The organism is Sphingomonas sp. IW22 (assembly GCF_041321155.1).
Lineage (GTDB): Bacteria > Pseudomonadota > Alphaproteobacteria > Sphingomonadales > Sphingomonadaceae > Sphingomonas.
Window position 1 is genome coordinate 178,876 of the sequence record NZ_JBGGWB010000003.1, and the last position, 24,810, is coordinate 203,685.

At 67.0% G+C, this 24,810-nt stretch carries 23 protein-coding genes; 21 read left to right on the top strand and 2 right to left on the bottom strand.

What is annotated here, in order from left to right; genetic code table 11:
• The first annotated feature begins 27 nt into the window (after positions 1-27).
• The gene (locus ACAX61_RS14365; protein WP_370715527.1) at positions 28-1,014 is read left to right on the top strand and encodes a glutathione S-transferase family protein; all 987 of its coding nucleotides are present in this window, start codon (positions 28-30) and stop codon (positions 1,012-1,014) included.
• Positions 1,015-1,046: 32 nt separating this feature from the next.
• Positions 1,047-1,565: a hypothetical protein gene (locus tag ACAX61_RS14370; protein WP_370715528.1), complete on the top strand. Its 519-nt coding sequence runs from the start codon at positions 1,047-1,049 to the stop codon at positions 1,563-1,565.
• Between the two features lie 16 nt (positions 1,566-1,581).
• Here the strand turns inward: ACAX61_RS14370 and ACAX61_RS14375 are convergent, their stop codons facing one another.
• Positions 1,582-2,739 carry a saccharopine dehydrogenase family protein gene (locus ACAX61_RS14375; protein ID WP_370715529.1) on the bottom strand — a complete coding sequence of 386 codons (1,158 nt, stop codon included), beginning with the start codon at positions 2,737-2,739 and terminating at the stop codon, positions 1,582-1,584.
• A 22-nt stretch (positions 2,740-2,761) separates the two neighbouring features.
• On the bottom strand, positions 2,762-4,543 hold the full coding sequence (locus tag ACAX61_RS14380; RefSeq protein ID WP_370715530.1) for an ABC transporter transmembrane domain-containing protein: 1,782 nt from the start codon (positions 4,541-4,543) through the stop codon (positions 2,762-2,764).
• 106 nt (positions 4,544-4,649) lie between these two features.
• Here ACAX61_RS14380 and ACAX61_RS14385 point away from each other — a divergent pair, with 106 nt between their 5' ends.
• The 19 genes from ACAX61_RS14385 (at position 4,650) to ftsZ (ending at position 24,766) form a co-directional block, all read left to right on the top strand.
• Positions 4,650-5,624 (top strand): cysteine synthase A, encoded by a 975-nt coding sequence (locus ACAX61_RS14385; protein ID WP_370715531.1) that lies wholly within the window; start codon positions 4,650-4,652, stop codon positions 5,622-5,624.
• Positions 5,625-5,711: 87 nt separating this feature from the next.
• Entirely contained in the window at positions 5,712-6,005 is a 294-nt protein-coding gene (locus ACAX61_RS14390; RefSeq protein ID WP_370715532.1) for a hypothetical protein, read from the top strand.
• 254 nt (positions 6,006-6,259) lie between these two features.
• Entirely contained in the window at positions 6,260-6,742 is a 483-nt protein-coding gene (locus ACAX61_RS14395) for a division/cell wall cluster transcriptional repressor MraZ (RefSeq protein WP_370715533.1), read from the top strand.
• The gene (gene rsmH / locus ACAX61_RS14400; protein WP_370715534.1) at positions 6,739-7,683 is read left to right on the top strand and encodes a 16S rRNA (cytosine(1402)-N(4))-methyltransferase RsmH; all 945 of its coding nucleotides are present in this window, start codon (positions 6,739-6,741) and stop codon (positions 7,681-7,683) included. Before ACAX61_RS14395 ends, rsmH begins: the two co-directional genes overlap by 4 nt.
• Positions 7,683-8,300: a hypothetical protein gene (locus ACAX61_RS14405; protein WP_370715535.1), complete on the top strand. Its 618-nt coding sequence runs from the start codon at positions 7,683-7,685 to the stop codon at positions 8,298-8,300. Before rsmH ends, ACAX61_RS14405 begins: the two co-directional genes overlap by 1 nt.
• Entirely contained in the window at positions 8,297-9,994 is a 1,698-nt protein-coding gene (locus tag ACAX61_RS14410) for a peptidoglycan D,D-transpeptidase FtsI family protein (RefSeq protein ID WP_370715536.1), read from the top strand. The genes ACAX61_RS14405 and ACAX61_RS14410 overlap by 4 nt, the downstream gene beginning before the upstream one ends.
• Before the next feature lie 18 nt (positions 9,995-10,012).
• Positions 10,013-11,428 carry a UDP-N-acetylmuramoyl-L-alanyl-D-glutamate--2,6-diaminopimelate ligase gene (locus tag ACAX61_RS14415; RefSeq protein ID WP_370715537.1) on the top strand — a complete coding sequence of 472 codons (1,416 nt, stop codon included), beginning with the start codon at positions 10,013-10,015 and terminating at the stop codon, positions 11,426-11,428.
• A complete protein-coding gene (locus tag ACAX61_RS14420; RefSeq protein ID WP_370715538.1) occupies positions 11,425-12,813 on the top strand; it encodes a UDP-N-acetylmuramoyl-tripeptide--D-alanyl-D-alanine ligase in 1,389 nt (462 codons plus the stop codon). Before ACAX61_RS14415 ends, ACAX61_RS14420 begins: the two co-directional genes overlap by 4 nt.
• Positions 12,801-13,871 (top strand): phospho-N-acetylmuramoyl-pentapeptide-transferase, encoded by a 1,071-nt coding sequence (mraY, locus tag ACAX61_RS14425; RefSeq protein WP_370715539.1) that lies wholly within the window; start codon positions 12,801-12,803, stop codon positions 13,869-13,871. The genes ACAX61_RS14420 and mraY overlap by 13 nt, the downstream gene beginning before the upstream one ends.
• On the top strand, positions 13,868-15,199 hold the full coding sequence (murD, locus tag ACAX61_RS14430; protein ID WP_370715540.1) for a UDP-N-acetylmuramoyl-L-alanine--D-glutamate ligase: 1,332 nt from the start codon (positions 13,868-13,870) through the stop codon (positions 15,197-15,199). Before mraY ends, murD begins: the two co-directional genes overlap by 4 nt.
• Positions 15,196-16,425, top strand: coding sequence for a putative lipid II flippase FtsW (gene ftsW, locus ACAX61_RS14435; protein WP_370715541.1), 1,230 nt, complete (start codon positions 15,196-15,198; stop codon positions 16,423-16,425). The genes murD and ftsW overlap by 4 nt, the downstream gene beginning before the upstream one ends.
• Entirely contained in the window at positions 16,422-17,564 is a 1,143-nt protein-coding gene (gene murG / locus ACAX61_RS14440; protein ID WP_370715543.1) for an undecaprenyldiphospho-muramoylpentapeptide beta-N-acetylglucosaminyltransferase, read from the top strand. The genes ftsW and murG overlap by 4 nt, the downstream gene beginning before the upstream one ends.
• Positions 17,561-18,967, top strand: a complete 1,407-nt coding sequence (gene murC / locus ACAX61_RS14445) for a UDP-N-acetylmuramate--L-alanine ligase (RefSeq protein WP_370715544.1) — start codon at positions 17,561-17,563, stop codon at positions 18,965-18,967. The genes murG and murC overlap by 4 nt, the downstream gene beginning before the upstream one ends.
• Entirely contained in the window at positions 18,964-19,161 is a 198-nt protein-coding gene (locus ACAX61_RS14450; protein ID WP_370715546.1) for a hypothetical protein, read from the top strand. Before murC ends, ACAX61_RS14450 begins: the two co-directional genes overlap by 4 nt.
• Positions 19,158-20,069, top strand: coding sequence for a UDP-N-acetylmuramate dehydrogenase (gene murB / locus ACAX61_RS14455; RefSeq protein ID WP_370715548.1), 912 nt, complete (start codon positions 19,158-19,160; stop codon positions 20,067-20,069). Before ACAX61_RS14450 ends, murB begins: the two co-directional genes overlap by 4 nt.
• Positions 20,066-21,010, top strand: coding sequence for a D-alanine--D-alanine ligase (locus ACAX61_RS14460; protein WP_370715549.1), 945 nt, complete (start codon positions 20,066-20,068; stop codon positions 21,008-21,010). The genes murB and ACAX61_RS14460 overlap by 4 nt, the downstream gene beginning before the upstream one ends.
• A complete protein-coding gene (locus ACAX61_RS14465) occupies positions 21,007-21,942 on the top strand; it encodes a cell division protein FtsQ/DivIB (RefSeq protein WP_370715551.1) in 936 nt (311 codons plus the stop codon). The genes ACAX61_RS14460 and ACAX61_RS14465 overlap by 4 nt, the downstream gene beginning before the upstream one ends.
• Before the next feature lie 43 nt (positions 21,943-21,985).
• Positions 21,986-23,245 carry a cell division protein FtsA gene (ftsA, locus tag ACAX61_RS14470; RefSeq protein WP_370715553.1) on the top strand — a complete coding sequence of 420 codons (1,260 nt, stop codon included), beginning with the start codon at positions 21,986-21,988 and terminating at the stop codon, positions 23,243-23,245.
• 111 nt (positions 23,246-23,356) lie between these two features.
• Positions 23,357-24,766 (top strand): cell division protein FtsZ, encoded by a 1,410-nt coding sequence (ftsZ, locus tag ACAX61_RS14475; protein WP_370715555.1) that lies wholly within the window; start codon positions 23,357-23,359, stop codon positions 24,764-24,766.
• Positions 24,767-24,810 lie beyond the last annotated feature (44 nt).

Consider the following 24,810-nt stretch of genomic DNA (forward strand, 5'->3'; position numbering starts at 1 on the left):
GTTGCCCCCGAAACATCGGGAGGCGACATGGGCAAATTGATCGACGGCGAATGGCATGGCGACGGGGCAGTCGCGCCGACCAACGACAAGGGCGAGTTCGAACGTGCCGACAGCGGCTTTCGCGACTGGCTGACCGCCGATGGTGGCCCCGGCCCGGACGGGCAGCGTGGTTTCAAGGCAGAGCCGGGCCGCTATCGCCTGTATGTCAGCCTGGCCTGTCCCTGGGCGCACCGGACATTGGTGGCGCGCGCGCTGAAGGGGTTGGACGATATGCTGCCGGTCATCGTGGTCGGGCCGGTGATGGGTGAGCATGGCTGGAGCTTTACCGAGGCATTTGGCGGCACGGGTGAGCCACTATACGGCCTGAACCATCTGCATCAGCTCTATACCCGCGCGCGGGCGGGCGTCAGCGGCAAGGTCACGGTCCCGGTGCTTTGGGATACGGTCGAACAGACGATCGTCAGCAACGAATCGGCGGACATCCTGCGAATGCTGTCGAATGCGTTCGACGATTGCGGCGCGGCGCCAGGTGACTTCTATCCAGCCGAACTGCGGACCGAGATCGAAGCGGTGAACGACCGGGTCTATCCAGGTCTGAACAACGGCGTCTATCGCGCCGGCTTTGCCGTCAAGCAGGCCGCCTATGACAAGGCGGTGCGGCAGGTGTTCGAAACGCTGGACTGGCTGGAAGAACGGCTGTCGGGTCGCGAGTGGCTGGTGGGCGAGCAGCTGACAGAAGCGGATATTCGCGCCTTCACCACATTGGTGCGCTTCGATCCGGTCTATCACGGCCATTTCAAGTGCAACTGGCGGCGGCTGATCGACTATCCGCACCTGTCCGATTTCGCGCGACGAATCGCGGAATTGCCGGGCGTGGCGGCGACGATCGACCTGGATCAGATCAAGACGCATTATTATCGCAGCCACCCCGACATCAATCCCAGCGGGATCGTGCCCGTCGGCCCGGCGCAGGGGCGCATCGGCAAGGCGGATGCGCGGACCATCGGCGGTTGAACCTGCCGGCTGACGCCCGCATAAGGTGGGGCATGTCGCGTTCGCTTTTGCCCGCCCTGTCGCTCCTGTTCGTCGCCGGGTGCGTCGCGCCGTCCAATCCGCCGCCGGCCCCCGCGCCAACACCCAGTCCAGCGCCGCCGCCCGTCGCCACGCTGCCGCCGCCACCGGCGCCGCCCGCGTCCAGCGACTGGCGCGACTGGCCGCTGACGCCCGGGGACTGGCGTTATCAGGCTGTGGCGGGCGGCTCGGTCGCGCGGTTCGGCGCGGGCGTGGCCAGCCTGACGTGCGACCGGGCAAGCCGCACCATCAGCTTTGCAGTGCAGGGTTCGGGCGCGCGTGCCATCGTCCGGACCAGCAGCGCGTCGCGCACATTGCCGATGACGCCGGCCGGCGGCAGCACCGTGGCCGCACGCCTGCCCGCGCGCGACAATGTGTTCGACGCCATGGGCTTCAGCCGGGGGCGCTTCGTGGTGGAGGGGGTGAGCGCAAGCCCGCTGGTCATCCCGGCCTGGCCCGAAATCCTGCGCGTGGCTGAGGATTGCCGGGGCTGACGCCCCGGCCGCCGCATCATCCCGCCCGGAAGGTCAGGCCCGCCCTTGCCGCCAGCCGGTCGCGCAGGCTTGCGCCCATCAGCGCCGTCGGCGTCCATACGCCACCGTCGCTTTGCGTTTCGCCCAGCAGCAGCGCGGTTTCAGCGATCATCTTGCTGGTAGAACCATAGCCGGGGTCCATGTCGCCGGTCACGACCGCCTCGACCCGGTCGCCATCGGGCATCTCACCGATGAAGAGCAGATCGTAAAAGCCCGCCTGCCGCTCCTCACGGCTCGGCCCTTCGCCGGGGGCGGGGCCCTTGTCGCCGCTCATCGGATTGATCTTGGCGATTGCCTCCGCCGCGGCCTTGCCCATTTCGCCGAGGCCGGGGGCGATCATCATCTCGTCATAGACGAAATCGGCGCCATATTGGTGGCCCAGCAGCGCGTTGGTGCGATGTACGTTCTTGGTGTTGATCGTCGCCATGACGAACGGGGCGACCCATGAACCCACGGCGGGATCATATTCGGGCAACAGCCCCTTTGGCTGTGGCGGGCCGTCGAATCCGGGTGCCAGCGCAAAGGGATCGACCATCAGCTTCAGGATATGCGGATCGCGTGCCGCCGCCGCCATGGTGGCGCGCGCGCTGGCAAAGGTGCCGCCGGAAAAGGTGCCCTGCATCTTGCGGATGCGCCCCTTTACGCGGGGCGCGGGGCGGCCGAACTTCGCCTTGGCGCATTGCTGAACCTCCCAGACGCCAAGATCGAAGGGGATCGAATCGAAGCCGCACGAAAACACGATGCGCGCGCCCGACGCCTTTGCCACGGCGTCGTATTTGTCGATCATCGCGCGCATCCAAGCCGGTTCGCCGCACAGGTCGACATAGGATGTGCTGCTATGCGCGCACGCCGCGACCAGTGGTTCGCCGTGCAGTTGATAGGGGCCGACGGTGCTCAGCACGACTTTGGCGCGCTGGCACATCGCATTTAGCGCGGCGGGATCGTCGGCATTGGCGGCGATCAACGACAGGTCGGCGGGGGCGCCGGTTTCGCTGCGCGCTGCCTCCAGCTTGGTCAACGAGCGACCCGCCATCGCCCAGTGCAGGTCGGGATAGGTGCGGGCCAGATATTCGGCGACCAGTTTGCCGGTATAGCCGGTGGCGCCATAGACGATGACGTCGAACTCGCGTTCCATGCTCGCTCTCCAATCGGTTTCGTTATGCAACCACATTGAATTGCAGCGCGGCAAGCCGCGCGTAAAGACCGCTGCGCGCGATCAGGTCGGCATGGGTGCCGGTTTCGACGATCCGCCCGCCGTCCATCACGACGATCCGGTCGGCCTTTCGCACCGTCGCCAGGCGATGGGCGATCACCATCGTCGTGCGGCTGGCCATCAGCCGTTCCAGTGCGTCCTGCACCAGCCGTTCGCTTTCGGCGTCGAGGGCCGATGTCGCTTCGTCCAGCAGCAGGATCGGCGAATCGCGTAGCAGCGCACGGGCAATCGCGACGCGCTGGCGCTGTCCGCCCGACAGTCGCGCGCCGCCCTCACCCAGATAGGTGTCGAGTCCTTCGGGCAGGTCGCGCAGGAATTGCGCGGCATTGGCAGCCTCTGCGGCGGCCCAGATCTCGCCCTCGCTCGCGTCCCAGCGGCCATAGCGCAGATTGTCGCGGGCCGATGCGGCGAAGATCACCGTTTCCTGCGGCGCCATGGCGATGCGGGAGCGGACGGCGGCCGGGTGGGTGCGGTTGACCGGCACGCCGTCGATCCGCACTTCACCCGACTGCGGATCGTAGAATCGCTCGACCAGCTGGAACAGCGTGGATTTGCCTGCCCCCGACGGGCCGACGATGGCGACCGTTTCGCCGGGGGCCACATCCAGGCTGAAATCATGCAGCGCTGCCTGATCGGGGCGTGTCGGATAGCGAAACTCGACCCGGTCGAAGGTGACGCGACCCTGTGGCGGCACCGGCAGCGGCATCGGGTCGACGGGCGGGGCGATATCGGGCGTCTGCGTCAGCAATTCGGCCAGCCGCGCGGCGGCGCCCGATGCGCGCAACAGGTCGCCATATACTTCGATCAACGCGCCGAACGCGCCCGTGACCAGCCCGGCGGTCAACACGAAGGCGGTGATCGAACCGCCGGTGGTGCGACCCGACGCCACGTCGCTGACCGCTTCCCAGATGATCAGCGTGACCGCGCCGAACAGCAGCAGGATGACCAGCGCGGTCATCGCCGCACGCGTGCCGAATCGCGCCTTTGCGGTTGCAAAGCCGCGGTCGACGGCGGCGCCGAACCGATCCGCCTCGCGCCCCTCCTGCCCGAAAGCCTGCACGATCTTCATCGCGCCCAGCGTTTCATTGGCGACGGCGCCGATATCGGCCACCCGGTCCTGGCTGGAGCGCGACAGGCGTCGTACCCGGCTGCCCAGCGCCATGACCGGCGCGATGATCACCGGCAGGCCGATGACCAGATAGCCCGCGATCTTGGGGCTGAGCGCGAACAGGTACAGCGTCCCCCCAATCCCGACCAACAGGTTGCGAAGCGCGATCGAAACGGTCGATCCGACAATCTGTTCGACTACGGCGGTGTCGGCGGTCAGGCGGCTGGCGATTTCGGAAGGGCGGTTCTCCTCGAACCAGCGCGGTGCCAAGCGCAGCAGGTTGCGCTGCACCGCGACGCGCATGTCGGCGACGGTGCGTTCGGCCAGCCACGAGACAAACCAGAAGCGCGCCGCCGTCGCCACCGCCAGCACGACGACGACGATCAACAGCCGGTGGAAATAACCCGCAATCGCCGCCGGGTCGGTGCCGCCGGCAAAGCCGTTGTCGACCACCAGCTGGAAGGTGCGCGGAATGTACAGCGTCGCCGTCGCCGCGGCGATCAGCGCCAGTACCGCGCAGAAAAGCTGGATCGGATAGGCGCGGGTAAAGCGCCACACGACGATGAGGTTGGACAGCTTGCGCTGCGACGGGGCTGGTGCGGGTGCGGCAGTGGCCATGCGCGCCCGGTTAGCGCGAAGCAGGGCGGGGGGGAAGGCGCGTGGTTTTCGTGCCCCAAGCGATGCTTGCTTGCCGGGGGCGGGGGCGCAACCCTATCTCTCGTCCATGCACAACGCCGCAAACACCATCGCGCTCATCGGCAACACCCCGCTCGTCCGGCTGAAAGGTCCAAGCGAGGCGGCGGGCGCCGACATTTTTGCCAAGTGCGAATACGCCAATCCCGGCGCCAGCGTGAAGGACCGCGCGGCGCTGTTCATTGTCGAGGATGCCGAGGAACGCGGCCTGATCCAGCCCGGCGGCACGATCGTCGAAGGGACGGCCGGCAACACCGGCATCGGCCTGGCCCTGGTCGCCAATGCCAAGGGTTACAAATCGATCATCGTGATGCCGGAGACGCAGAGCCGGGAAAAGATGGACACGCTGCGCGCGCTGGGCGCCGAACTGGTGCTGGTGCCCGCCGCGCCCTATTCCAACCCCGGCCATTTCGTGCACACCAGCCGTCGCATCGCAGAGGAAACGCCGAACGCGATCTGGGCCAACCAGTTCGACAATATCGCCAATCGCCGCGCGCATATCGTCGGCACCGCCGTCGAGATCTGGGAGCAGATGGAGGGTCGCATCGACGGCTTTACCTGTGCGGTCGGCACGGGCGGCACGCTGGCGGGCGTCGGCCTGGGGCTGAAGGAAAAGGATGCGAATATCCGCATCGCCTTGTCGGACCCGCACGGCGCCGCGCTGTTCGAATATTATGCCAATGGCGAACTGAAGTCCGAAGGTTCGTCGGTTGCCGAAGGAATCGGGCAGGGGCGCATTACTGCCAATCTGGAAGGCGCGCCGATCGACACCCAGTATCGCATCTCCGATGCGGAGGGTTATGAGTGGGTCCGTCGCCTTCTGGACGAAGAGGGGCTGTGCCTAGGTCTGTCGTCGGGCATCAACGTGGCGGGCGCGATCCGTCTGGCGCGCGAAATCGGGCCGGGCGCGCGCGTCGTGACGATCCTGTGCGACACGGGATTCCGCTATCTGTCGACGCTGCACAATCCCGAATGGCGCGCGGCAAAGGGGCTGCAAGAAGGTTAATACGCCCCGATGGTCGACAAGCCGTGTGCGAGTCGATAGATTGCCATCCCTACAATGCGGTCGCCTCCCCCGGATCCCCAGCAAACGATGCAGCGCCTTAAGGTTGCCCTGACCGGGCTGGCCGCAGTCGTGCTGCTGATCGGAATCGCCGGCGCGATCTTCAGCGCCGTCGACCGCAATGCGCCCGTTGAAGCCGCGGGTGCCGCGCGGCCTGAAGTGGTCGCAAACCTGACCGGCGGAGCCGGCGTTCCGACCGAAGAGGCCGCCATTGTCGATGAACCGCTGGCTGAACTGGGCGTCGCGCCCAGCAAGTCGGCGGGAGATCCCGTCAATGTGACCGTGACCGAACAACCCCCCAATCCCGGCGCTCCGCAGCCCTGACATCCCCTTTTCGCAAGAAGGCGCCTCCACTCGCCCCCGGTGCGCCTTGTGGCGGAACATACCATAAACATGGTCGAAATGGACGGATTGTGGGGAAAAGTGGGGCGAAGTGGGGGCAAATGGATTGAACGGGCAACACCCCTCTGTTACTAGAAGTGCAGGGGGCACACTCCTTTTTGTCGTCCGTATTCGACCGGAGCCGGGATGCTGGTTTTCGGAACGAGAGGGTGCGTGCGCCCCCCTTGGGGATATGCGTGTCGAACAGGGATCTCTTCCACGGCTTTTCGCTGCAGTCGGTCGACGACAAGGGTCGCGTTGCGATTCCCGCCGACCTGCGCGAAACGCTGGACACCAACTCCCCCGCCAAGCAGGTGCTGATCACGCGTCACCCGACGCTGCCGTGCCTCGTCTGCTATGACGCGGAATGGGCGCGCGAGCTGAACGATCGCCTGAACGAACTGGCGCGGCTCGCAAAGCTGGACGGCAAGCCGTTCGACGAAGCCGCAGAGCGCCGGATCCACCGCGCGGAAAAGGCCAGCTACGACAATAACGGCCGCTTCGTGATTCCCAGCTTCGAACGGGACCGCGCAGCGATCGGCAAATGGGCGTTCTTTGTCGGTGACAATGACACGTTCCAGATCTGGTCGCCCGAACAGCTGGTCGCAGCCGACATTGACGATGACGATCTGAAGGACCGCTGCCGCCACTATGCGGCCGCGAAGAAGGTGGTGCTGTGAACGCGGCGGCGCCCCATATCCCAGTCCTGTTGGACGAAGTGATCGAAGGGCTGGCGATCGGCGCGGGCGAAGTGCACGTCGATGCGACCTTCGGTGCGGGCGGCTATACCCGCGCCATGCTGGCGGCGGGCGCGCGCGTGATTGCCTTCGACCGGGATCCCGACGCGATTCGGGAGGGCGCGCCGCTGGTCGAATCGAGCGGCGGCGCGCTTGTGCTGGTCGAATCGCCCTTTTCAGCGATGGATGCGGGGCTGGGCGATTCGGCGCCGGTCGACGGCGTGGTGATGGATATCGGCGTATCGTCGATGCAGCTCGACCGGGCGGAGCGTGGCTTTTCGTTTCAGTCCGACGGTCCGCTCGACATGCGGATGAGCCAGTCGGGCGAAAGCGCCGCCGATTTCGTGAACGAGGCCGACGAGTCGCTGATTGCGGACATCCTGTTCCGTTATGGGGAAGAACCGCGTGCACGGCGCGTGGCAAAGGCGATCGTGGCGGCGCGCCCGATCCAGCGGACAGGCGAACTGGCCGCGGTGGTTCGCCGCGCGCTTGGCTATCGCCCGCATGACAAGAAGGACCCGGCGACCCGCACCTTTCAGGCGATTCGCATCCACCTGAACCGCGAACTCGACGAACTGGCCGAAGGCTTGGCGGCGGCGGAGCGGGTGCTGAAGCCCGGCGGGCGGCTGGCAGTGGTGACGTTCCACAGCCTTGAGGACCGGATGGTCAAGCGTTTCCTGCGCGAACGGTCGGGCAGCGAGCCCGCCGGATCGCGTCATCGCCCGGCGGCACAGGCCGCGCGGGCACCCAGTTTCGAACCGCCCGCACGCGCCGTGCGTCCGGGCGAGGCCGAATTGCAGCGCAACCCGCGTGCGCGATCGGCGACTTTGCGCGTGGCACGGCGAACAGCGGCAGCGGCGTGGTCCGCCGAAGGAGAGCATTGATGGCGACCAAGCGATTGAAGGGGTTTGGCTGGTTCGTCTGTGGCGTGCTGGTGGCGCCCCCCTGCTATCTGGTGTCGAGCTGGGTCGCGGCGGAACGTGCGCGCGTCGAGAGCCTCGAACGCGCCATCCTGACGGCCAAGAGCGACATTCGGGACCTGGAAACCGAGTTTCAGACGCGCGCCAATCTGGCACAGCTCGAAAAGTGGAATGGCGAAGTGCTTGCCCTCGCCGCGCCGCGCCCCGATCAATATGTCGCAGGCGAAGAAGCGCTGGCGCAGCTCCACTTCGCGCCCGCCGGTGAAGGAGCGGTCAGCCCGGTCAGCTATATCGTGCCGTCGGGCATCGCCGATAACCGCCTGCAAACCGCCAGCGTCGCGGCTGAGGCGGCGCCCGTGCCCGCGCCTGCTGCTGCACCTGCAAAGGTGGAACAGCCTCGGCGTGCCGCGCCGGTGGCGCTGGCCGCCGTTTCAACGCCATCGCCGTCGCGCGCCATGCCGGCGCCCAAGCCTGTGCGTAAGGGTCAGGCTGTGGCGATGCTGGACGATGTACTGCTCAGCGATCGGACCCTCGGCGACCTGGCGCGCGGCGCGCGTGCCGAAACGGTTCGCAAACGTTGATCGTTCTCGTCGCCCCCGGCACCGGCAATCGTCGCAAGGCGGGCGGGCAGGTGGCGCTCGTCCAGACCGCACAGGCGCGCCTGATGGTGCTGCTGCTGCTGTTCGCGGCGGGCATCGCGCTGGTGCTGGCGCGACTGGTGGTGCTGGCGGTGATGGCCGAACCGGCATCGGGCCGCGATGCGGCAGCGGCGCTGACGCGGATCCGGGGCGATATCGTCGACCGCAACGGCGTGGCGCTCGCGCGGACCATCGATGCGTGGTCGGTCGGCGTGCATCCCGACAAGGTGATCGGCGACAAGATGAAGCTGGCCGAGCAACTGGCCGTGCTGATGCCCGAACAGGATGCCGCGGATTATTACAAGGCGCTGACTTCTCGCGCGTCGTTCACCTATCTGCGTCGTCGCGCATTGCCCGAACTGGTCAACGCCGTGAACGCCCTGGGGGAGCCGGGCATCGCCTTTGCGCGTGAACCCGAACGGCTTTATCCGCAGACGACGCTTGCCGCCCACGCGCTGGGCAGCCTGAATTTCGACGGTCACGGCGTGACGGGCATGGAAAAGGTGCTCGACGACGAACTGACGAACCCGGCGATGGGCGGGCGCCCGGCTGCATTGTCGATCGACCTGCGCGTGCAGGGCGCGCTGGAGAGCGAGCTTGGACGGTCTATGGCGGCGTTCCAGGCGGCGGGCGCGGCCGGCGTCATTCTGGACGTCGCAACGGGTGAGGTGCGCGCCATGGCGTCGCTGCCCAGCTTCAACCCCAACAAGCTGACGCGCGGCGAAGCCGGGCTGATGAACAACGTGACCCAGTCGGTTTACGAACTGGGTTCGACGTTCAAGCCGCTGGTCATGGCAGAGGCGCTGGACACCGGCGTCGTGCCCAACATGGTCAAGCGCTATGACGCAACCGCGCCGATCCGCATCGGCCGCTTCCAGATCCGTGACGATCACGCGCAGAAGCGGTGGCTGAACGTGCCCGAAACGCTGGTCCATTCGTCGAACATCGCAACCGCCCGCATTGCCGACGAAATGGGTCAGGCGCGCATGGAGCATCTGTTCCGCAAGCTGGGTTTCGACACCGCGCCCGATATCGAGATCGAAAAGGCCCGGCCGTTGTGGCCGCATAACTGGGGCCGTTCGACCACGCTGACGACCGCTTATGGTCACGGCATCGCGGTCACGCCGCTGCATCTGGCCAGCGCCTATGCCGCGATGGTCAATGGCGGCATCTGGCGTCCCGCCACGCTCCGCAAGGTCGAGGCCGGGCAGGCGCCCAAGGGTCGCCGCGTGTTCACTGAATCGACCAGTGCACGGATGCGCCAGTTGATGCGCCTGGTCGTGCTGGAGGGTACGGGCCGCAAGGGCGAGGCGCCCGGCTATCGCGTGGGCGGCAAGACCGGCACCGCCGAAAAGCCGGGCGCGGGCGGCTATAATCGCCGCGTCAACGTCTCCACCTTTGCCGCCATCTTCCCGATGGATGCGCCGCGCTATGTCGTGATCGTCATGCTCGACGCGCCCAAGGGCAATGCCGAGAGCTTTGGCCTGACGACCGCAGCATGGACCGCCGCACCGGTGGTCAGCCGCGTCATCTCGCGCACCGGGCCGATCCTGGGCGTGGTGCCGGAATTGACGCGCGACGTCGATGTGTCCGATCTGACGCCGCTATTGTGGCGCGCGCCCGGTAAGGCGCACTGATGCTGGGGAGGCGATAGGATGCGATTGGGTACGCTGACGGGCGGTGATGAAGCCGTGACCGTCACCGGATTTGCGATCGACCATCGCAAGGTCGCACCCGGCACGATCTTTGGCGCGTTCGAGGGCGCGCGCGTGAACGGTGAGGACTTCATCGAACAGGCGGTCGCCGCCGGTGCGGTGGCCGTGGTCGCTCGCCGTCAGGCGCGGGTCGATGGTGCGCTGCACATCGTCGCCGACAATCCGCGCGCCTGCTTTGCCGATCTGGCGGCCCGTTTCTTCGCGCCCTTTCCCGGCGTGACGGCGGCTGTCACCGGCACCAACGGCAAGACCTCGACCGTCGAGATGACGCGACAGTTGTGGCGCATGGCCGGGCATCACGCCGCGTCCATCGGTACGCTGGGGGTAACCACCGCCGACGAACGGGTCACGACCGGGCTGACGACGCCCGACGTGGTCACGTTCCTGTCGAACGTCGCGGGCTTGGCGCGCGAAGGGGTGACGCACCTCGCCTTCGAAGCGTCCAGCCACGGCCTGTCGCAATATCGTACCGAAGGGCTGCCGGTCCGCGCCGCTGCCTTCACCAATCTCAGCCGCGACCACCTCGACTATCACAAGGACATGGCGGAATATTTCACCGCCAAGCTGCGGCTGTTTGCTGAAGTCCTCGATGCCGATGGAACGGCGGTGGTGTGGGCCGACGACCCCCATTCCGAACGCGTCGTCGATCTGGCGCGCATGCGTGGCAACCGGCTGATCACCGTGGGTGAGCATGGCGACACGCTGCGCCTGATCGAGCGGGAGCCGACACTGCTGGGCCAGACGCTGACGGTCGAGGCAGCGGGCGCAACCCATGTCGTCAAGCTGCCGCTGATCGGCGCCTATCAGGCGGCGAACGCGCTGATCGCGGCGGGGCTGGTCATCGCGACCGGTGGCGATGTCGCATCGACGCTGGCGGGTCTGGCCCGGTTGCAGCCGGTGCGCGGGCGGCTGGAGCGCGCGGTCATCGCCGCGTCCGGCGCGCCGGTCTATGTTGATTATGCCCACACCCCGGACGCGCTTGAGGCGGCAATCGCCGCGCTCAAGCCACACGCCGCAGGGCGGCTGATCGTCGTGTTCGGCGCGGGCGGCGACCGTGACACCGGCAAACGCGAACCGATGGGCGAAGCGGCGGCCAAGGGCGCCGATCTGGTCTTCGTCACCGACGACAATCCTCGCACGGAGAACGCCGCCGCGATTCGTCGCGAAGTGCTGAAGGGCGCACCCGACGCGACCGAGATCGGCGACCGTCGCGAAGCAATCCGCGCTGCCATTTCCCAGGCGCACGCCGATGACATCGTGCTGATCGCGGGCAAGGGGCATGAACAGGGTCAGATCGTCGGCGACATGGTGTTGCCGTTCGACGATGTGGCCGTTGCGCGGGAATGCGCGGCATGAGCCTGTGGAGCGCGCATGAAATCGCCGCCGCGACGGGAGGCGAGGCGCATGGCGCATTCAGCGCCAGCGGCGTGACATTCGATTCGCGAGAGGTCGGGCCGGGCGACCTGTTCATTGCCCTGTCGGGGGAGACGACCGACGGGCACCGCTTTGTCGCGCAGGCTTTTGAACAGGGCGCGGCGGGTGTGCTGGTTTCGCGGCCGGTCGACGGGCCGCATGTGCGTGTGGCCGACACCATGGCCGCGCTTGAGGCGATGGCTCGTGCCGCGCGGGCGCGCACATCGGCGCGCATCATTGGCGTGACGGGTTCGGTCGGCAAGACCGGCACCAAGGAGGCGCTGCACGCCGCGCTCGACCGCGCCGAGCCGGGGCAGGCGCACAAGTCGGTCAAAAGCTACAACAACCACACCGGCGTGCCGCTCAGTCTGTCGCGGATGATGGCCGATTGCCGGTTCGGCGTTTTCGAAATGGGCATGAATCACGCGGGTGAACTGGCCGCGCTGACGCGGATCGTGCGCCCGCACATTGCGCTGGTCACCACCATCGCTCCCGCCCACACCGCTTTCTTCCCCTCGGTCGAGGCGATTGCCGATGCCAAGGGCGAGATTTTCCAGGGACTGGAGCCGGGCGGCACCGCGATCATCCCCTTTGACAGCCCGCACCGCGACCGGCTGATCGCGGCGGCGCGTCCTTATGCCGGGCGCATCGTCACCTTCGGCATGGGCGAGGGCGCCGACGTTCGCGCGGTTGAGGTGGTGGCGTCGCCCACGGGCAGCAGTTTCGTGCTGGCGACGCTGGGCGAGCGGGAATTGGGTTTCACGCTGGGACAGCCGGGCGCGCACTGGGTCGCCAATGCCATGGGCGTGCTGGCAGCAGTGGAGGCCGCGGGCGGCGATCTGGCACAGGCGGGGCTCGCGCTGGCCGAACTGGGCGGATTGCCGGGGCGCGGGGCCCAGCATGACGTGCCGATCGCCGATGGCGGCACCGCACGGCTGATCGACGAAAGCTATAACGCCAACCCCGCGTCGATGCGGGCGACGTTGCAGGTGCTGGCAGCCACCCCCGCGACGCGCCGGATCGCGGTGTTGGGCGATATGCGCGAACTGGGCGCCGACAGCGACGACTATCATGCGGCGCTTGCGGGGCCTGTCGTCGAAGCGGGCGTAAATCACGCCATATTGGTGGGCGACGGCATGGCCGCGCTTGCAAAGGCGCTTGAGGGGCGCGTCGAACTGGTGCATGTGCCCCGCGCCGCAGAGGCCGGGGCCGCGCTTGACGCCGTGCTTGCGGCCGGGGACGCGGTTCTCGTCAAGGGATCGAACGGGGTCGGGTTGTCGGCGGTGGTCGCCGCGCTCGTCAAGCGCAGGCAGCCATGCTCTATCTGATTGCCGAATATCTGGGTTTTCCCGGCGTTCTGAACGTCGTCCGTTACCTGTCCTTCCGCACGGGCGGGGCGGTGGCGACCGCATTGGCCATCGGCCTGATCATCGGGCCGCGCTTCATCGGCTGGCTGCGCGTGCGTCAGGGCAAGGGGCAGCCGATCCGCACCGACGGACCGCAAAGCCATCTGGCCAAGCGCGGCACGCCGACCATGGGCGGACTGATGATCCTGACGGCGATGACGCTGTCGATCCTGATCTGGATGGACCTGACCAACCCGTTCGTCTGGGCGTGCCTGTTTGTGACGATGGGCTTTGGCCTGATCGGTTTCCTGGACGATTACGACAAGGTGCGAAAGGCATCGACCGCGGGCGTGTCGGGCAAGGTGCGCCTGCTGGCCGAATTCGCCATCGCCGGAATCGCCGGGTGGATCATCACGCACCAGAACGGCACGATGCTGTACGTGCCGTTCTTTTCCAATTTCTCGGTCGATCTGGGCTATTTCTACATCGTCTTTGCCGCGTTCACGATCGTGGCATTCGGCAATGCGGTGAACCTGACCGACGGGCTGGACGGGCTGGCGACGATGCCGGTCATCATCGCGTCGGTCGCGTTCATGGTGATCGTGTATCTGGCCGGCAACGCTATCTATTCCAACTATCTGGGCATTCCGCATGTGCCGGGCGCGGGCGATCTGGCGATCTTCTGCGGGGCGATTGCCGGGGCGGGGCTGGCGTTCCTGTGGTTCAACGCGCCCCCGGCGGCTGTCTTCATGGGCGATACGGGCAGCCTGGCGCTGGGCGGCGCGCTGGGCGCCATCGCCGTCACCGCGCACCACGAAATCGTGCTGGGCATCATCGGCGGCCTGTTCGTGATGGAGGCGATGAGCGTCATCATCCAGGTCTTCTTCTACAAACGCACCGGCAAGCGGGTGTTCAAGATGGCGCCGATCCACCATCATTTCGAACAGCTTGGCTGGTCGGAGCCGACGGTCGTGATCCGGTTCTGGATCATCGCACTGGTGCTGGCGCTGGCTGGCCTGTCGACGTTGAAGCTGCGGTGATCGGCTCGACCGCCTGGGCCGGCAAGCGCTTTGCGGTTCTCGGCCTTGCGCGGTCGGGGCGGGCGACGGTCGACGCGCTGGTGGCCAGCGGCGCGCATGTCGTTGCGTGGGATGCGGATGCGGACAAGCGCGAAGCTGTAGTTCATGCGGCTCAGGCGCAATCGCTTGCGCTCGACCGCGTAGACCTAAGCATCGCCGACCCGTTGACGATCGACCTGACGGGCTTTGACGGTGTGGTCGTCTCGCCCGGCGTGCCGCTCAACACGCATCCGATCGCGGCACATGCGCGCGCGGTTGCGGTGCCGGTGATCAGCGACATCGAACTGTTCGCACAGGCCCGCGCTGGCCTGCCGCCGCACCTCGTCGTCGGCATCACCGGAACCAACGGCAAGTCGACCACGACGGCGCTGATCCACCACATCCTGCAAACCGCCGGGGTCCCCAACACCATGGGCGGCAATATCGGCTTGCCCATCCTGGGACAGGACGCGCTGCCCGCAGGCGGCGTCTATGTGCTTGAGCTGTCGAGCTATCAGATCGACCTGACGCAGAGCCTGGATTGCGATGTCGCGGTGCTGCTGAACATCACGCCCGACCATCTCGACCGCTACGACGGGTTCGACGCCTATGCCGCGTCAAAGGCGCGTCTGTTCGCGATGCAGTCGGCGGGTCATGCCGCGATCATCGGTATCGGCGACGAAGCCTCCGCCGCCATTGCCCGCACCGTAACGCGCGGTGGCCGGGCAGAGGATGTGACCAAGATCGCGCCCGGCATATGCATGGACCAGTCGCGTTGGCCCGCCTTGCAGGGACCGCACAACGCCCAGAACGCGCTGGCCGCCATTGCCGCGTGCGAGGCGCTGGGCGTGTCGCGCGAAGCCATTGACGCCGGGCTTGCCGGCTTCGGCGGCCTGCCGCACCGCACGCAGATCGTGGGGACCGTGAGCGGCGTTCGATTTGTCGATGATTCGAAGGCGACCAATCCCGAATCGGTCGCGCCGGCGCTGCGCGCCTTTGACCGGGTTCACTGGATTCTGGGTGGCGTGGCCAAGTCCGACAATCTGGATGCGTGCCGCCCCGGTTTCGGTCATGTCGCCGCCGCCTATACCATTGGGGAGGCGTCGCCGCTGTTCCAGCGGTTGCTGTCCGATGCGCCCTTTCCGGTCGAGCCGTGCAGCACGATCGATGTGGCGGTCCAACGCGCATTTGCCGCCGCGCGGCCGGGTGAGACGGTGCTGCTGTCGCCCGCCTGCGCGTCGTTCGACCAGTTCAGCGACTATGCCGCGCGCGGGGCGGCGTTCGTCCGCGCGGTGGAGGATCTGCGATGACCGATGTGATGCGCGGCGCACCCCCGGCGCGCGGCCTGCGCGGCAGGGTCGAGGAGCAGCTGGGCCGCAGCAACCGATCCCCGCTGGGCCTGTGGTTCTGGGAAATCGACCGGGTGCTGTTGTTGCTGGCGATGGTGATGATCGGCATCGGACTTGTCGCGGTCGCGGCCGCCAGTCCGGCGTCGGCCGTGCGCTATTCCGACGCCAGCCGCTCGTTCGCGCCGATGTATTATTTCTGGCGACAGGCGCTCTGGGTGGTGGTGTCCATCCCCGTGCTGCTGGTCGTGTCGATGATGCCGACGCTGGTCGCACGGCGTTTCGCACTGGCTGGGGCGGCATTCATGTTGCTGATGCTCGCCATCGTGCCCTTTGTCGGGGATGAGGTGAACGGCGCGCGGCGCTGGATCGGCTTGGGCGTCATGAATTTCCAGCCATCCGAGTTTCTGAAGCCATTCTTCATCGTCACCACCGCCTGGGTGCTGTCGCTGCGCGCGCGCGACCCCGATCTGCCGCTGTTCGCGATCACGCTGGCGCTGACCGGGGTGGTGGGCGGACTGCTGATGCTTCAGCCCGATTTTGGTCAGACGGTTGTGTTCGTCGCCGTGTGGGTGACGATGCTGATGATCGCGGGCACCAATCCGCGCGCGATCCTTGCCCTGGCGGGGGTCGGCATCGGCGGGATTGTCGCGGCCTATTTCTTCTACGGCACGGCGCGTGCGCGTATCGACGCGTTCCTGTTTCCCGACCCTGACAAGGCGATGTCGGACCATTATCAGACCGACATGGCCCATGCGACGATCACCGGCGGCGGCGTTACCGGCACCGGGCCAGGTGGCGGCATGGTCAAGTTCAAGCTGCCAGAGGCGCATACCGACTATATCTTCTCGGTCATCGGGGAGGAGTTCGGCCTGATCGCCTGCATGATCGTGGCGGTGTTGTATCTGGCACTGGTGGTGCGCGTGTTCGTCAAGCTGCTGGACGAGGAGGATGCGTTCCGCCTGTTCGCGGCATCGGGTCTGGCGGTTCAGTTCGGGCTTCAGGCGCTGATCAACATGGCGGTGAACACCGGCATCGCCCCATCAAAGGGGATGACGCTGCCCTTCATCAGCTACGGCGGGTCGTCGATGATCGCATTGTCGATCGGGTTCGGGATGCTGCTCGCCTTCACGCGCCGGAACCCGTATCTGAAGCGCTCGCCCTATAGCGTCAGGTTGAATCGTTCGTGAGCAATTCCCGTCATTACGTCCTCGCCGCCGGCGGCACGGGCGGCCATATGGTCCCCGCCGCCGCGCTTGCCACCGAATTGATGCGACGCGGCCATCACGTCGCGCTGGTCAGCGATGAACGCGGCGTGCGCTTTCCCGGCCTGTTCGAGGATATTCAGACGCATGTCCTTCCAGCCGGCCGGCTCGCGGGCGGGCCGCTGGGCTGGCTGCGCGCGGGGCGCAAGATGCTGGCCGGGCGCGCAATGGCGGCAGAGCTGTATCGCGGTTTCAAGCCTGCGGCCGTCATCGGTTTTGGCGGCTATCCCGCCTTTCCGGCACTGGCGGCGGCATTTCAGCTCAAGCTGCCGACGATCGTGCATGAGCAGAATGCGGTGCTGGGTCGGGTCAACCGGCTGGTCGCGGGGCGTGTCGACGCCATCGCCACCAGCTATGCCGATGTCGAACGACTGAAGCCGCCGTATCAGGCCAAGGTGCATCTGGTCGGCAATCCGGTGCGCGACGCGGTGCTGCAACTGCGCGACCGGCCCTATCCCGAACTGGACGGCGACAGCATCTTTCGCGTGCTGGTGACCGGCGGCAGCCAAGGCGCCAGCGTGTTGAGTCAGGTGGTGCCCGATGGACTGGCGATGTTGCCACCGCACTTCCGCGCGCGGCTTCAGGTCACGCATCAGGCCCGGCCGGAGGATATCGACGCGGTGCGCGCCAAATATGCCGCCCACGCCATCCCCGCAGAGGTTGCGACCTATCTGCCCGACCTGCCCGAACGGCTGGCATGGGCGCATATCGTGATCGCGCGGGCGGGGGCATCGACGCTGGCCGAACTGACGGCCGCGGGCCGCCCGGCCATATTGGTGCCGCTGCCCTCCGCCACTGACGATCATCAAACGGCGAATGCGCGCGAAATCACGCTGGCGGGTGGCGCGCGCACCATCCGTCAGGACGCGTTCACCGCCGCCGAACTGGCAAAGCAGATGCAGAAACTGGGACTTGAACCGGCCGCTTTGGCCAATGCGGCGCGCTGTGCCCGCAAATGCGGCCGCCCCGATGCCGCGCGCGATCTGGCCGACCTGGTCGAACATATCGACGCACCGTCGCTGATCGACCGGGATTCGCGCCGCACCGTGGGCGTCCCGGCATGAAGGGGGTCGCGACCGATATCGGCACCATCCACTTCGTCGGCATCGGCGGGATTGGCATGTCGGGCATTGCAGAGGTGATGCACAACCTTGGCTACCGCGTGCAGGGCAGCGACGTGGCAGAGGGTTATGTGATCGAGGGGCTGCGCGCGCGCGGCATCCCCGTCACCATCGGCCATGCCGCCGCCAATGTGGAGGGTGTCGCGGTGGTCGTCACATCGACCGCGATCCAGCGCGGCAATCCAGAGGTTGAGGCGGCGCTGTCGGCCCGCATCCCCGTTGTCCGCCGCGCAGAGATGCTGGCCGAGCTGATGCGCCTGAAATCGACGATCGCGGTCGCGGGCACGCATGGCAAGACGACGACGACCAGCATGGTCGCCGCGCTGCTGGACGCGGGTGGGGTGGATCCGACCGTGATCAACGGCGGCATCATCAACAGCTATGGCTCGAACGCGCGCCTGGGCGAAAGCGACTGGATGGTGGTCGAAGCGGACGAAAGCGACGGCAGCTTCCTGCGGCTGGACGGCACCTATGCCATCGTCACCAATATCGACCCCGAACATCTCGACCATTATGGCAGCTTCGACCGGGTAAAGGACGCATTCGTTGAGTTTGTGGAGAACGTGCCCTTCTACGGTGCCGCGATCCTGTGCCTTGACCATGCAGAGGTGCAGGCGATCATTCCGCGCGTGCGGGATCGACGGATCGTTACCTATGGCTTTTCGGCGCAGTCGGACGTGCGCGGCGTGAACGTCACGCCCTATCCCGGCGGCAACCGGTTCGAAGCGATCGTGCGCCACCGCGACGGCTCGACCCGCTCGATCGAGAATATCGACCTGCCGATGCCGGGCCGCCACAATGTCCAGAACGCGCTGGCGGCGATCACTGTCGCGCTGGAACTGGGCATCGACGATGCGACCATCGAAAAGGGGTTCGGCGCGTTCACCGGGGTGAAGCGGCGTTTTACCAAGGTGGGCGAGGCGGCCGGTGCGGCCATCATCGACGATTACGGCCACCACCCGGTCGAAATCCGCGCGGTGCTGGCGGCGGCGCGCGAAAGCGCACAGGGGCGGGTGATCGCGGTGGCGCAGCCGCATCGCTACAGCCGTCTGGGCAATTTGATGGACGAGTTCGCTCAGGCATTCAACGACGCCGACATGGTATTCGTCGCCCCGGTTTATCCGGCGGGCGAGGCGCCGGTCGAGGGCGTGGACGCCGCCGCGCTTGCCGAACGCATTCGCCAGCGCGGGCATCGTTCGGCACAGACGGTCGACGGACCCGACGCGCTGGCGGCGACGCTGGCGGGCGTGGTTGCGCCGGGCGATCAAGTCATCTGTCTGGGCGCGGGCGACATCACAAAATGGGCGGCGGGCCTGGCCCCCGCGATCGAGAATGCGCGCGCATGAGCGACTGGTTCTCTACCGCAGTCGAAATCCAGCGCGAGGTTTTGCGTGCACAGCGCGCGCAGATCGAGGCGGGCAGCAAGATGATGCAGGCCGCCCGCCCCTTGGCGGCTGCGCAGGAAGCGTCGGCCAAGGCGGCAAAGGCCAATCTTGAGGCGTGGCAGATGTGGATCGATTTCTGGACGCCCAGGAAATGAGTTCGGCGCCGGCCCTTGATGCGGTGTTGCCGGCGGTGCGCGGGCGGCTGACGCCCGGTGCGCCGCTGGCGCCGCTGGTCTGGTTCAAGGCGGGCGGCGCGGCGCAGTGGCTGTTCGAACCGGCGGATGCGGACGACCTGACGGCGTTTCTTGCCGCGCTCGATCCGGCGGTGCCGGTGATGGCGCTAGGGCTGGGGTCGAACCTGATCGTGCGCGACGGCGGGGTGCCGGGCGTCGTGATCCGGCTGGGCAAGCCCTTTGCCGGGGTCGAGCGGCTGGATGCGACCACGCTTCGCTGCGGCGGTGGTGCCAGCGGTATCCTTGTCTCCTCGACCGCCCGCGATGCGGGGATCGGCGGCGTCGAATTTCTGCGCTCCATCCCCGGCACCGTCGGCGGCTTCGTCCGCATGAATGGCGGCGCCTATGGCCGTGAGGTCAAGGACGTGCTGGTCGAGGCGGACGTGGTGCTGCGTTCGGGCGAGCGCGTCACGCTGTCGAACGTCGATCTTGGCTATACCTATCGCCACAGCAGCCTGCCCGACGGCGCGGTCGTTGTGTCGGCCACGTTTCGCGGTGAACCGGGCGAACCGGCGGCGATCCAGGCGGAAATGGACCGTATTGCCGCCGCGCGCGAAGCATCGCAGCCGCTTCGTACCCGGACTGGCGGCTCGACCTTCAAGAATCCGTCGGGCGAGAAGGCTTGGGCGCTGGTCGATGCGGCGGGCTGTCGCGGGCTGCGGCACGGCGGTGCGCAGGTGAGCGAGAAGCACACCAACTTTCTGATCAACACAGACAACGCCACCAGCGCCGAGATCGAGGCGCTGGGCGAACAGGTGCGCGACCGCGTGCGCGCAATGTCGGGTATCGAGCTGGAATGGGAAATCCAGCGCGTGGGAGTATATAAGTGAGCAGCGTAACCCCCCTTCACATCGCCGTGCTGATGGGCGGCTGGTCCGCCGAGCGGGACGTTTCGCTGATGAGCGGGGCAGGGGTCGCCGATGCGCTGGAAAGCCTCGGCCACCGCGTGACCCGCATCGACATGGGCCGCGACGTCGCGCTGAAGCTGGCGGCGGCAAAGCCCGATCTCGTCTTCAACGCGCTGCACGGCACGCCGGGGGAGGATGGCAGCATCCAGGGCATGCTGGACCTGATGGGCCTGCGCTATACGCATAGCGGCCTTGCCACCTCGGTCATCGCCATCGACAAGCAGCTGACCAAGCAGGCGCTGGTCCCGCATGGCATCCCCATGCCGGGCGGCCGCGTGGTGCGCAGCGAAGAGCTGTTCGAGCGCGACCCCCTGCCGCGCCCCTATGTGCTGAAACCGGTGAACGAGGGTTCGTCGGTCGGCGTCGCCATCGTCACCGACGACAGCAATTACAGCAACCCGATCGCCCGCGACGCCAAGGGGCCGTGGAGCGACTTCGAGGAGCTTCTGGCCGAACCCTTTATCCACGGACGCGAGCTGACCACCGCCGTGCTGGGCGACCGCGCGATGGGCGTAACCGAATTGAAGCCCAAGGCGGGCTTTTACGATTATGAGGCCAAATATACCGATGGCCTGACCGAGCATGTCTGCCCGGCCGAAATCCCCGATGACGTCGCCGCAGCGTGCGAAGCGATTGCGGTCGAGGCGCATCGCCGCCTGGGCTGTCGCGGGGCGTCGCGTTCCGATTTCCGTTGGGACGACACGCAGGGCGTTGCCGGGCTGTTCCTGCTGGAGGTGAATACCCAGCCGGGCATGACCCCGCTTAGCCTGGTGCCTGAACAGGCGCGTCATCGCGGCATGAGCTATCCGCAACTGGTTCAGGCCATCGTGGATGAAGCGATGAAGGACGCTGGGGAGGGATGAGCCGGATGCAGCAGCGCCGCACTGCCCAGCGCCGCCCCGGACCCCAGCGCAAGCCCGGCGGGCGCAAACCGCGCGCGTCGATGCTGGATCGCGCCATCGCCGCGCTGCCGGTGTCGGAAGTCACGCTGCGTCGCGTATTCGGCTGGTTCTTTGCGGTGGTGATCGGCGGGGTCGCCATCGCCATTGCCAGCCTGTTCGGGGTGCCCGGCATGATCGGCACCGCCATTGCCGAGGGGATGGGCCGCGCGGGCCTGCGCGTCGAGCAGGTGGAGGTGACGGGCCTGAAACGCATGAACCGCATGGCGGTCTATGCCGTGGCGCTGGATCAGCAATCGCGGGCGATGGCGCTGGTCGATCTGGATGAAGTGCGCGACCGGCTGATGCGCTATGGCTGGATTGCCGATGCGCGTGTATCGCGGCGCTTGCCCGACACCATCGTCATCGACGTGGTCGAACGCGTGCCCGCCGCCGTCTGGCAGAATGAAGGCCAGCTGATGCTGGTCGATGAGGGCGGCACGTTGCTGGAACCCGTGCGCGCCGATGCGGTCCCCAACCTGCCGCTTTTGGTGGGGGAGGGGGCCAATGCCCAGGCGCCCGCCTATCGCCGGCTGCTGGACGCCGCGCCTGCGCTCAAGCCGATGGTGCGCGCGGCAAGCTGGATCGGGGACCGGCGCTGGGACCTGCAATTCGTGTCCGGCGAAACGCTGATGCTGCCGGCGGAAGAGAGCGAGGCGCAGGCCGCGCTTGTGAAATTTGCCGAGCTGGACGGGCGCGACCGGTTGCTGGGCGGGCCATATGTCCGCTTCGATTTGCGAAGCCCCCGGCATCTGGTCATGCGAAAGGCCAGCGGGCTGGAACGAGCGTCGACGATCGACCCCAACCAGCAGGCACAGATCGAAGCCAACAAGTCGCTGCCCCGCGACGCCGAATAGCAGGGCGGCAGGGGGGTATTCGGGAACAGGGGATGACGGGGACATGGCGAAGCAGGCGACCGAGGGACTGATTACCGCGCTCGACATCGGTTCGTCCAAGGTGTCGGCGCTGATCGCGCAGAAGGGCGACGGCGGCGAGCTGGTCGTGCTGGGCACCGGTCAGCGCGAAAGCCGGGGCGTGCGGCGCGGCTACATCGCCGACATGGCCGCCACCGAAGTCGCGGTGCGCGAGGCGGTCGAACAGGCCGAACGCATCGCCGGCGTTTCGATCGAGGATGTGTGGGTCGCCTTTTCGGCCGGGGGGCTGGTCAGCGACATCGTCAAGCTGGAAGTCGATCTGGGTGGCCACCGTGTCGAACAGGCCGATATCGACGCGCTGCTAAAGGCCGCAAGCGAGGCGCTGGACCCGCAAGGGCGCATGGTGCTGCATGCCCAGCCGACGCGCTACACGCTGGACGGGCTGACCGGCACGCCAAAGCCGATCGGGATGCATGCCGATCGGCTGGGCGTGGAGATTCACGTCGTCGCGACCGATGGCTCGCCGGTCCGCAACCTCGACCTGTGCGTGCGTTCCGCGCATCTGGACGTGAAGTCGATCGTTGCCGCGCCAGTCGCCACGGGCCTTGCCGTGCTGAGCGAGGAGGAGCGCGATCTGGGCGTGGCGCTGGTCGAAATCGGCGCGGGCGTGACCAATGTTTCGGTATTCCAGCACGGGGTGCTGACCGGCCTTTCGTCCATCGGCATGGGGGCCGCCGATGTGACCGACGACATTGCCAGCGCATTCGGCACGCGCCGCGCACAGGCTGAGCGGATCAAATGCTTCCACGGCTCCGCCAATATGAGCCCGCGCGACAATCACGACATGATCGACATCGCCCCGATTAACGCCGATCAGGGAGAGGAGGGCAGCCGCATCACCAAGGCCCAGTTGATCGCGACGATCCGCCTGCGGCTGGACCGCCTGATGCAGGAAGTGCAGCGCGAGCTGAAAAAGCTGAACTTTGACGATCCCGTCGGGCGTCAGATCGTGCTGACCGGCGGTGGCGCCGAATTGAAGGGGATTGCCGATTATGCGCAACAGGCGCTGGGCCGCACGGTGCGCGTCGGCCGACCGCGCGGGTTGACCGCCCTGCCCGAAGCGCATTCGGGTCCGGCCTTTTCGACGCTGGCGGGCCTTACCATGTTCGCCGCTGCCGATCCGGTGGACCTGCGTGCCGTCGAGCCGCAGCATCAACTGGTGGTGCGGCCGACAATGGGCACGATGATGCGCCGGCTGATGGCCGCATTTCGATCGAACTATTGAGATTTTACGACCGAACGGCCTTTTGCCGCTAGGATCGGGCGGTCACATGGTGCAAAACGGGCGTGAGTATCGTGCGCCCGCGTGGTGAATGGGTGCACAGGGGAGATTAGCATGGGTATCGATTTTCTGCCGCCCGACGTGGACGAACTGACGCCGCGCATCACCGTGATCGGTGTTGGCGGCGCGGGCGGCAATGCCATTGCGAACATGATCCACGCCGAGGTTCAGGGCGTGGAGTTCGTCGTGGCGAACACCGACGCGCAGGCGCTGAAGCAATCGGTTGCGTCGCAGCGTATCCAACTGGGCGCCAAGATTACCCAGGGTTTGGGTGCGGGCAGTCGCCCCGAAATCGGTCGCGCCGCAGCCGAGGAAACGATCGAGCAGGTGCAAAAGGCGCTTGAGGGTAGCCATATGTGCTTCCTGGCCGCCGGCATGGGCGGCGGCACCGGCACCGGCGCAGCGCCCGTCATCGCCAAGGCCGCGCGCGACATGGGCATCCTGACCGTCGGCGTCGTGACCAAGCCGTTCGCGTTCGAAGGCAAGCGCCGCTCCGCCAGCGCCGAAGCGGGCATCGAGGAGCTTCAGAAGTTCGTCGACACGCTGATCGTCATCCCGAACCAGAACCTGTTCCTGATCGCCAACGCCAACACCACCTTCAAGCAGGCCTTTGAAATGGCCGACGAGGTGCTTCAGCAGGGCGTTCGCGGGATCACCGATCTGATGGTCATGCCGGGCCTGATCAACCTCGACTTTGCCGACGTGCGTTCGGTGATGCAGGAAATGGGCAAGGCGATGATGGGCACCGGCGAAGCCGATGGTGACAGCCGCGCCATCGAAGCCGCGCAGAAGGCGATCGCAAACCCGCTGCTCGACGGCGTCAGCATGAAGGGCGCCAAGGGCGTCATCGTATCGATCACCGGCGGCGACGACATGCGTCTGCTGGAAGTGGACGAAGCCGCGAACCACATCCGCGAACTGGTCGACCCGGACGCGAACATCATCTGGGGTTCGGCGTTCAATCCCGAACTGGAAGGCAAGATCCGCGTGTCGGTCGTCGCGACCGGTATCGAGGCCGATGGCCACGAAGTGGCTGCGCCCGCCCCGGCCGTTGCGGAACCCGCGCGCAGCTTCACCTTCTCAGCACCCAAGCGTCCGGCAGCCGCGCCCGCCGCGGAACAGCCCGCCGCTGCGCCGCCGCCTGCGCCCCAGGCGCCCGAACCCGTCGCCCCGACGCCCGCCCCGGCACCTGCCGCGCGGGAAGAGGATGAACTGGTGCTGGGCGCGGACGCGACCCTGCCGCCGGCTGAACCGGCCGTGCCGCAGCCAGCCGCCGATGCGGAGCCGCCGCGTCGCCGCTGGCTGACAGGTGCCGAGAGCGAAAGCGAACCGATGCCCGCCGCCCGTCCGGGCGGCACGCTGTTCGAGCGCATGTCGGCGGCTGGTCGAAATATCGGCAAGGGTGGCGACGACAAGGACCCGCTCGACATCCCGCGGTTCCTCCATCGCCAGAACAACCAGTAAGCGAGAGCGCGGCCGTCCGGTTCATCGCCGGGCGGCCACTCTCT

Excerpts from the sequence above, each read along its gene's own strand:
- ftsA (WP_370715553.1), top strand. The coding sequence starts at position 21,986 with ATGGCGAAGCAGGCGACCGAGGGACTGATTACCGCGCTCGACATCGGT.
- ACAX61_RS14390 (WP_370715532.1), top strand. The coding sequence starts at position 5,712 with ATGCAGCGCCTTAAGGTTGCCCTGACCGGGCTGGCCGCAGTCGTGCTG.
- ACAX61_RS14405 (WP_370715535.1), top strand. The coding sequence starts at position 7,683 with ATGGCGACCAAGCGATTGAAGGGGTTTGGCTGGTTCGTCTGTGGCGTG.
- ACAX61_RS14370 (WP_370715528.1), top strand. The coding sequence starts at position 1,047 with ATGTCGCGTTCGCTTTTGCCCGCCCTGTCGCTCCTGTTCGTCGCCGGG.
- ACAX61_RS14365 (WP_370715527.1), top strand. The coding sequence starts at position 28 with ATGGGCAAATTGATCGACGGCGAATGGCATGGCGACGGGGCAGTCGCG.
- ACAX61_RS14450 (WP_370715546.1), top strand. The coding sequence starts at position 18,964 with ATGAGCGACTGGTTCTCTACCGCAGTCGAAATCCAGCGCGAGGTTTTG.
- murC (WP_370715544.1), top strand. The coding sequence starts at position 17,561 with ATGAAGGGGGTCGCGACCGATATCGGCACCATCCACTTCGTCGGCATC.
- ACAX61_RS14385 (WP_370715531.1), top strand. The coding sequence starts at position 4,650 with ATGCACAACGCCGCAAACACCATCGCGCTCATCGGCAACACCCCGCTC.
- ACAX61_RS14380 (WP_370715530.1), bottom strand. The coding sequence starts at position 4,543 with ATGGCCACTGCCGCACCCGCACCAGCCCCGTCGCAGCGCAAGCTGTCC.
- ftsZ (WP_370715555.1), top strand. The coding sequence starts at position 23,357 with ATGGGTATCGATTTTCTGCCGCCCGACGTGGACGAACTGACGCCGCGC.
- ACAX61_RS14465 (WP_370715551.1), top strand. The coding sequence starts at position 21,007 with ATGAGCCGGATGCAGCAGCGCCGCACTGCCCAGCGCCGCCCCGGACCC.
- mraY (WP_370715539.1), top strand. The coding sequence starts at position 12,801 with ATGCTCTATCTGATTGCCGAATATCTGGGTTTTCCCGGCGTTCTGAAC.
- ACAX61_RS14415 (WP_370715537.1), top strand. The coding sequence starts at position 10,013 with ATGCGATTGGGTACGCTGACGGGCGGTGATGAAGCCGTGACCGTCACC.
- ACAX61_RS14420 (WP_370715538.1), top strand. The coding sequence starts at position 11,425 with ATGAGCCTGTGGAGCGCGCATGAAATCGCCGCCGCGACGGGAGGCGAG.
- ftsW (WP_370715541.1), top strand. The coding sequence starts at position 15,196 with ATGACCGATGTGATGCGCGGCGCACCCCCGGCGCGCGGCCTGCGCGGC.
- murB (WP_370715548.1), top strand. The coding sequence starts at position 19,158 with ATGAGTTCGGCGCCGGCCCTTGATGCGGTGTTGCCGGCGGTGCGCGGG.
- ACAX61_RS14375 (WP_370715529.1), bottom strand. The coding sequence starts at position 2,739 with ATGGAACGCGAGTTCGACGTCATCGTCTATGGCGCCACCGGCTATACC.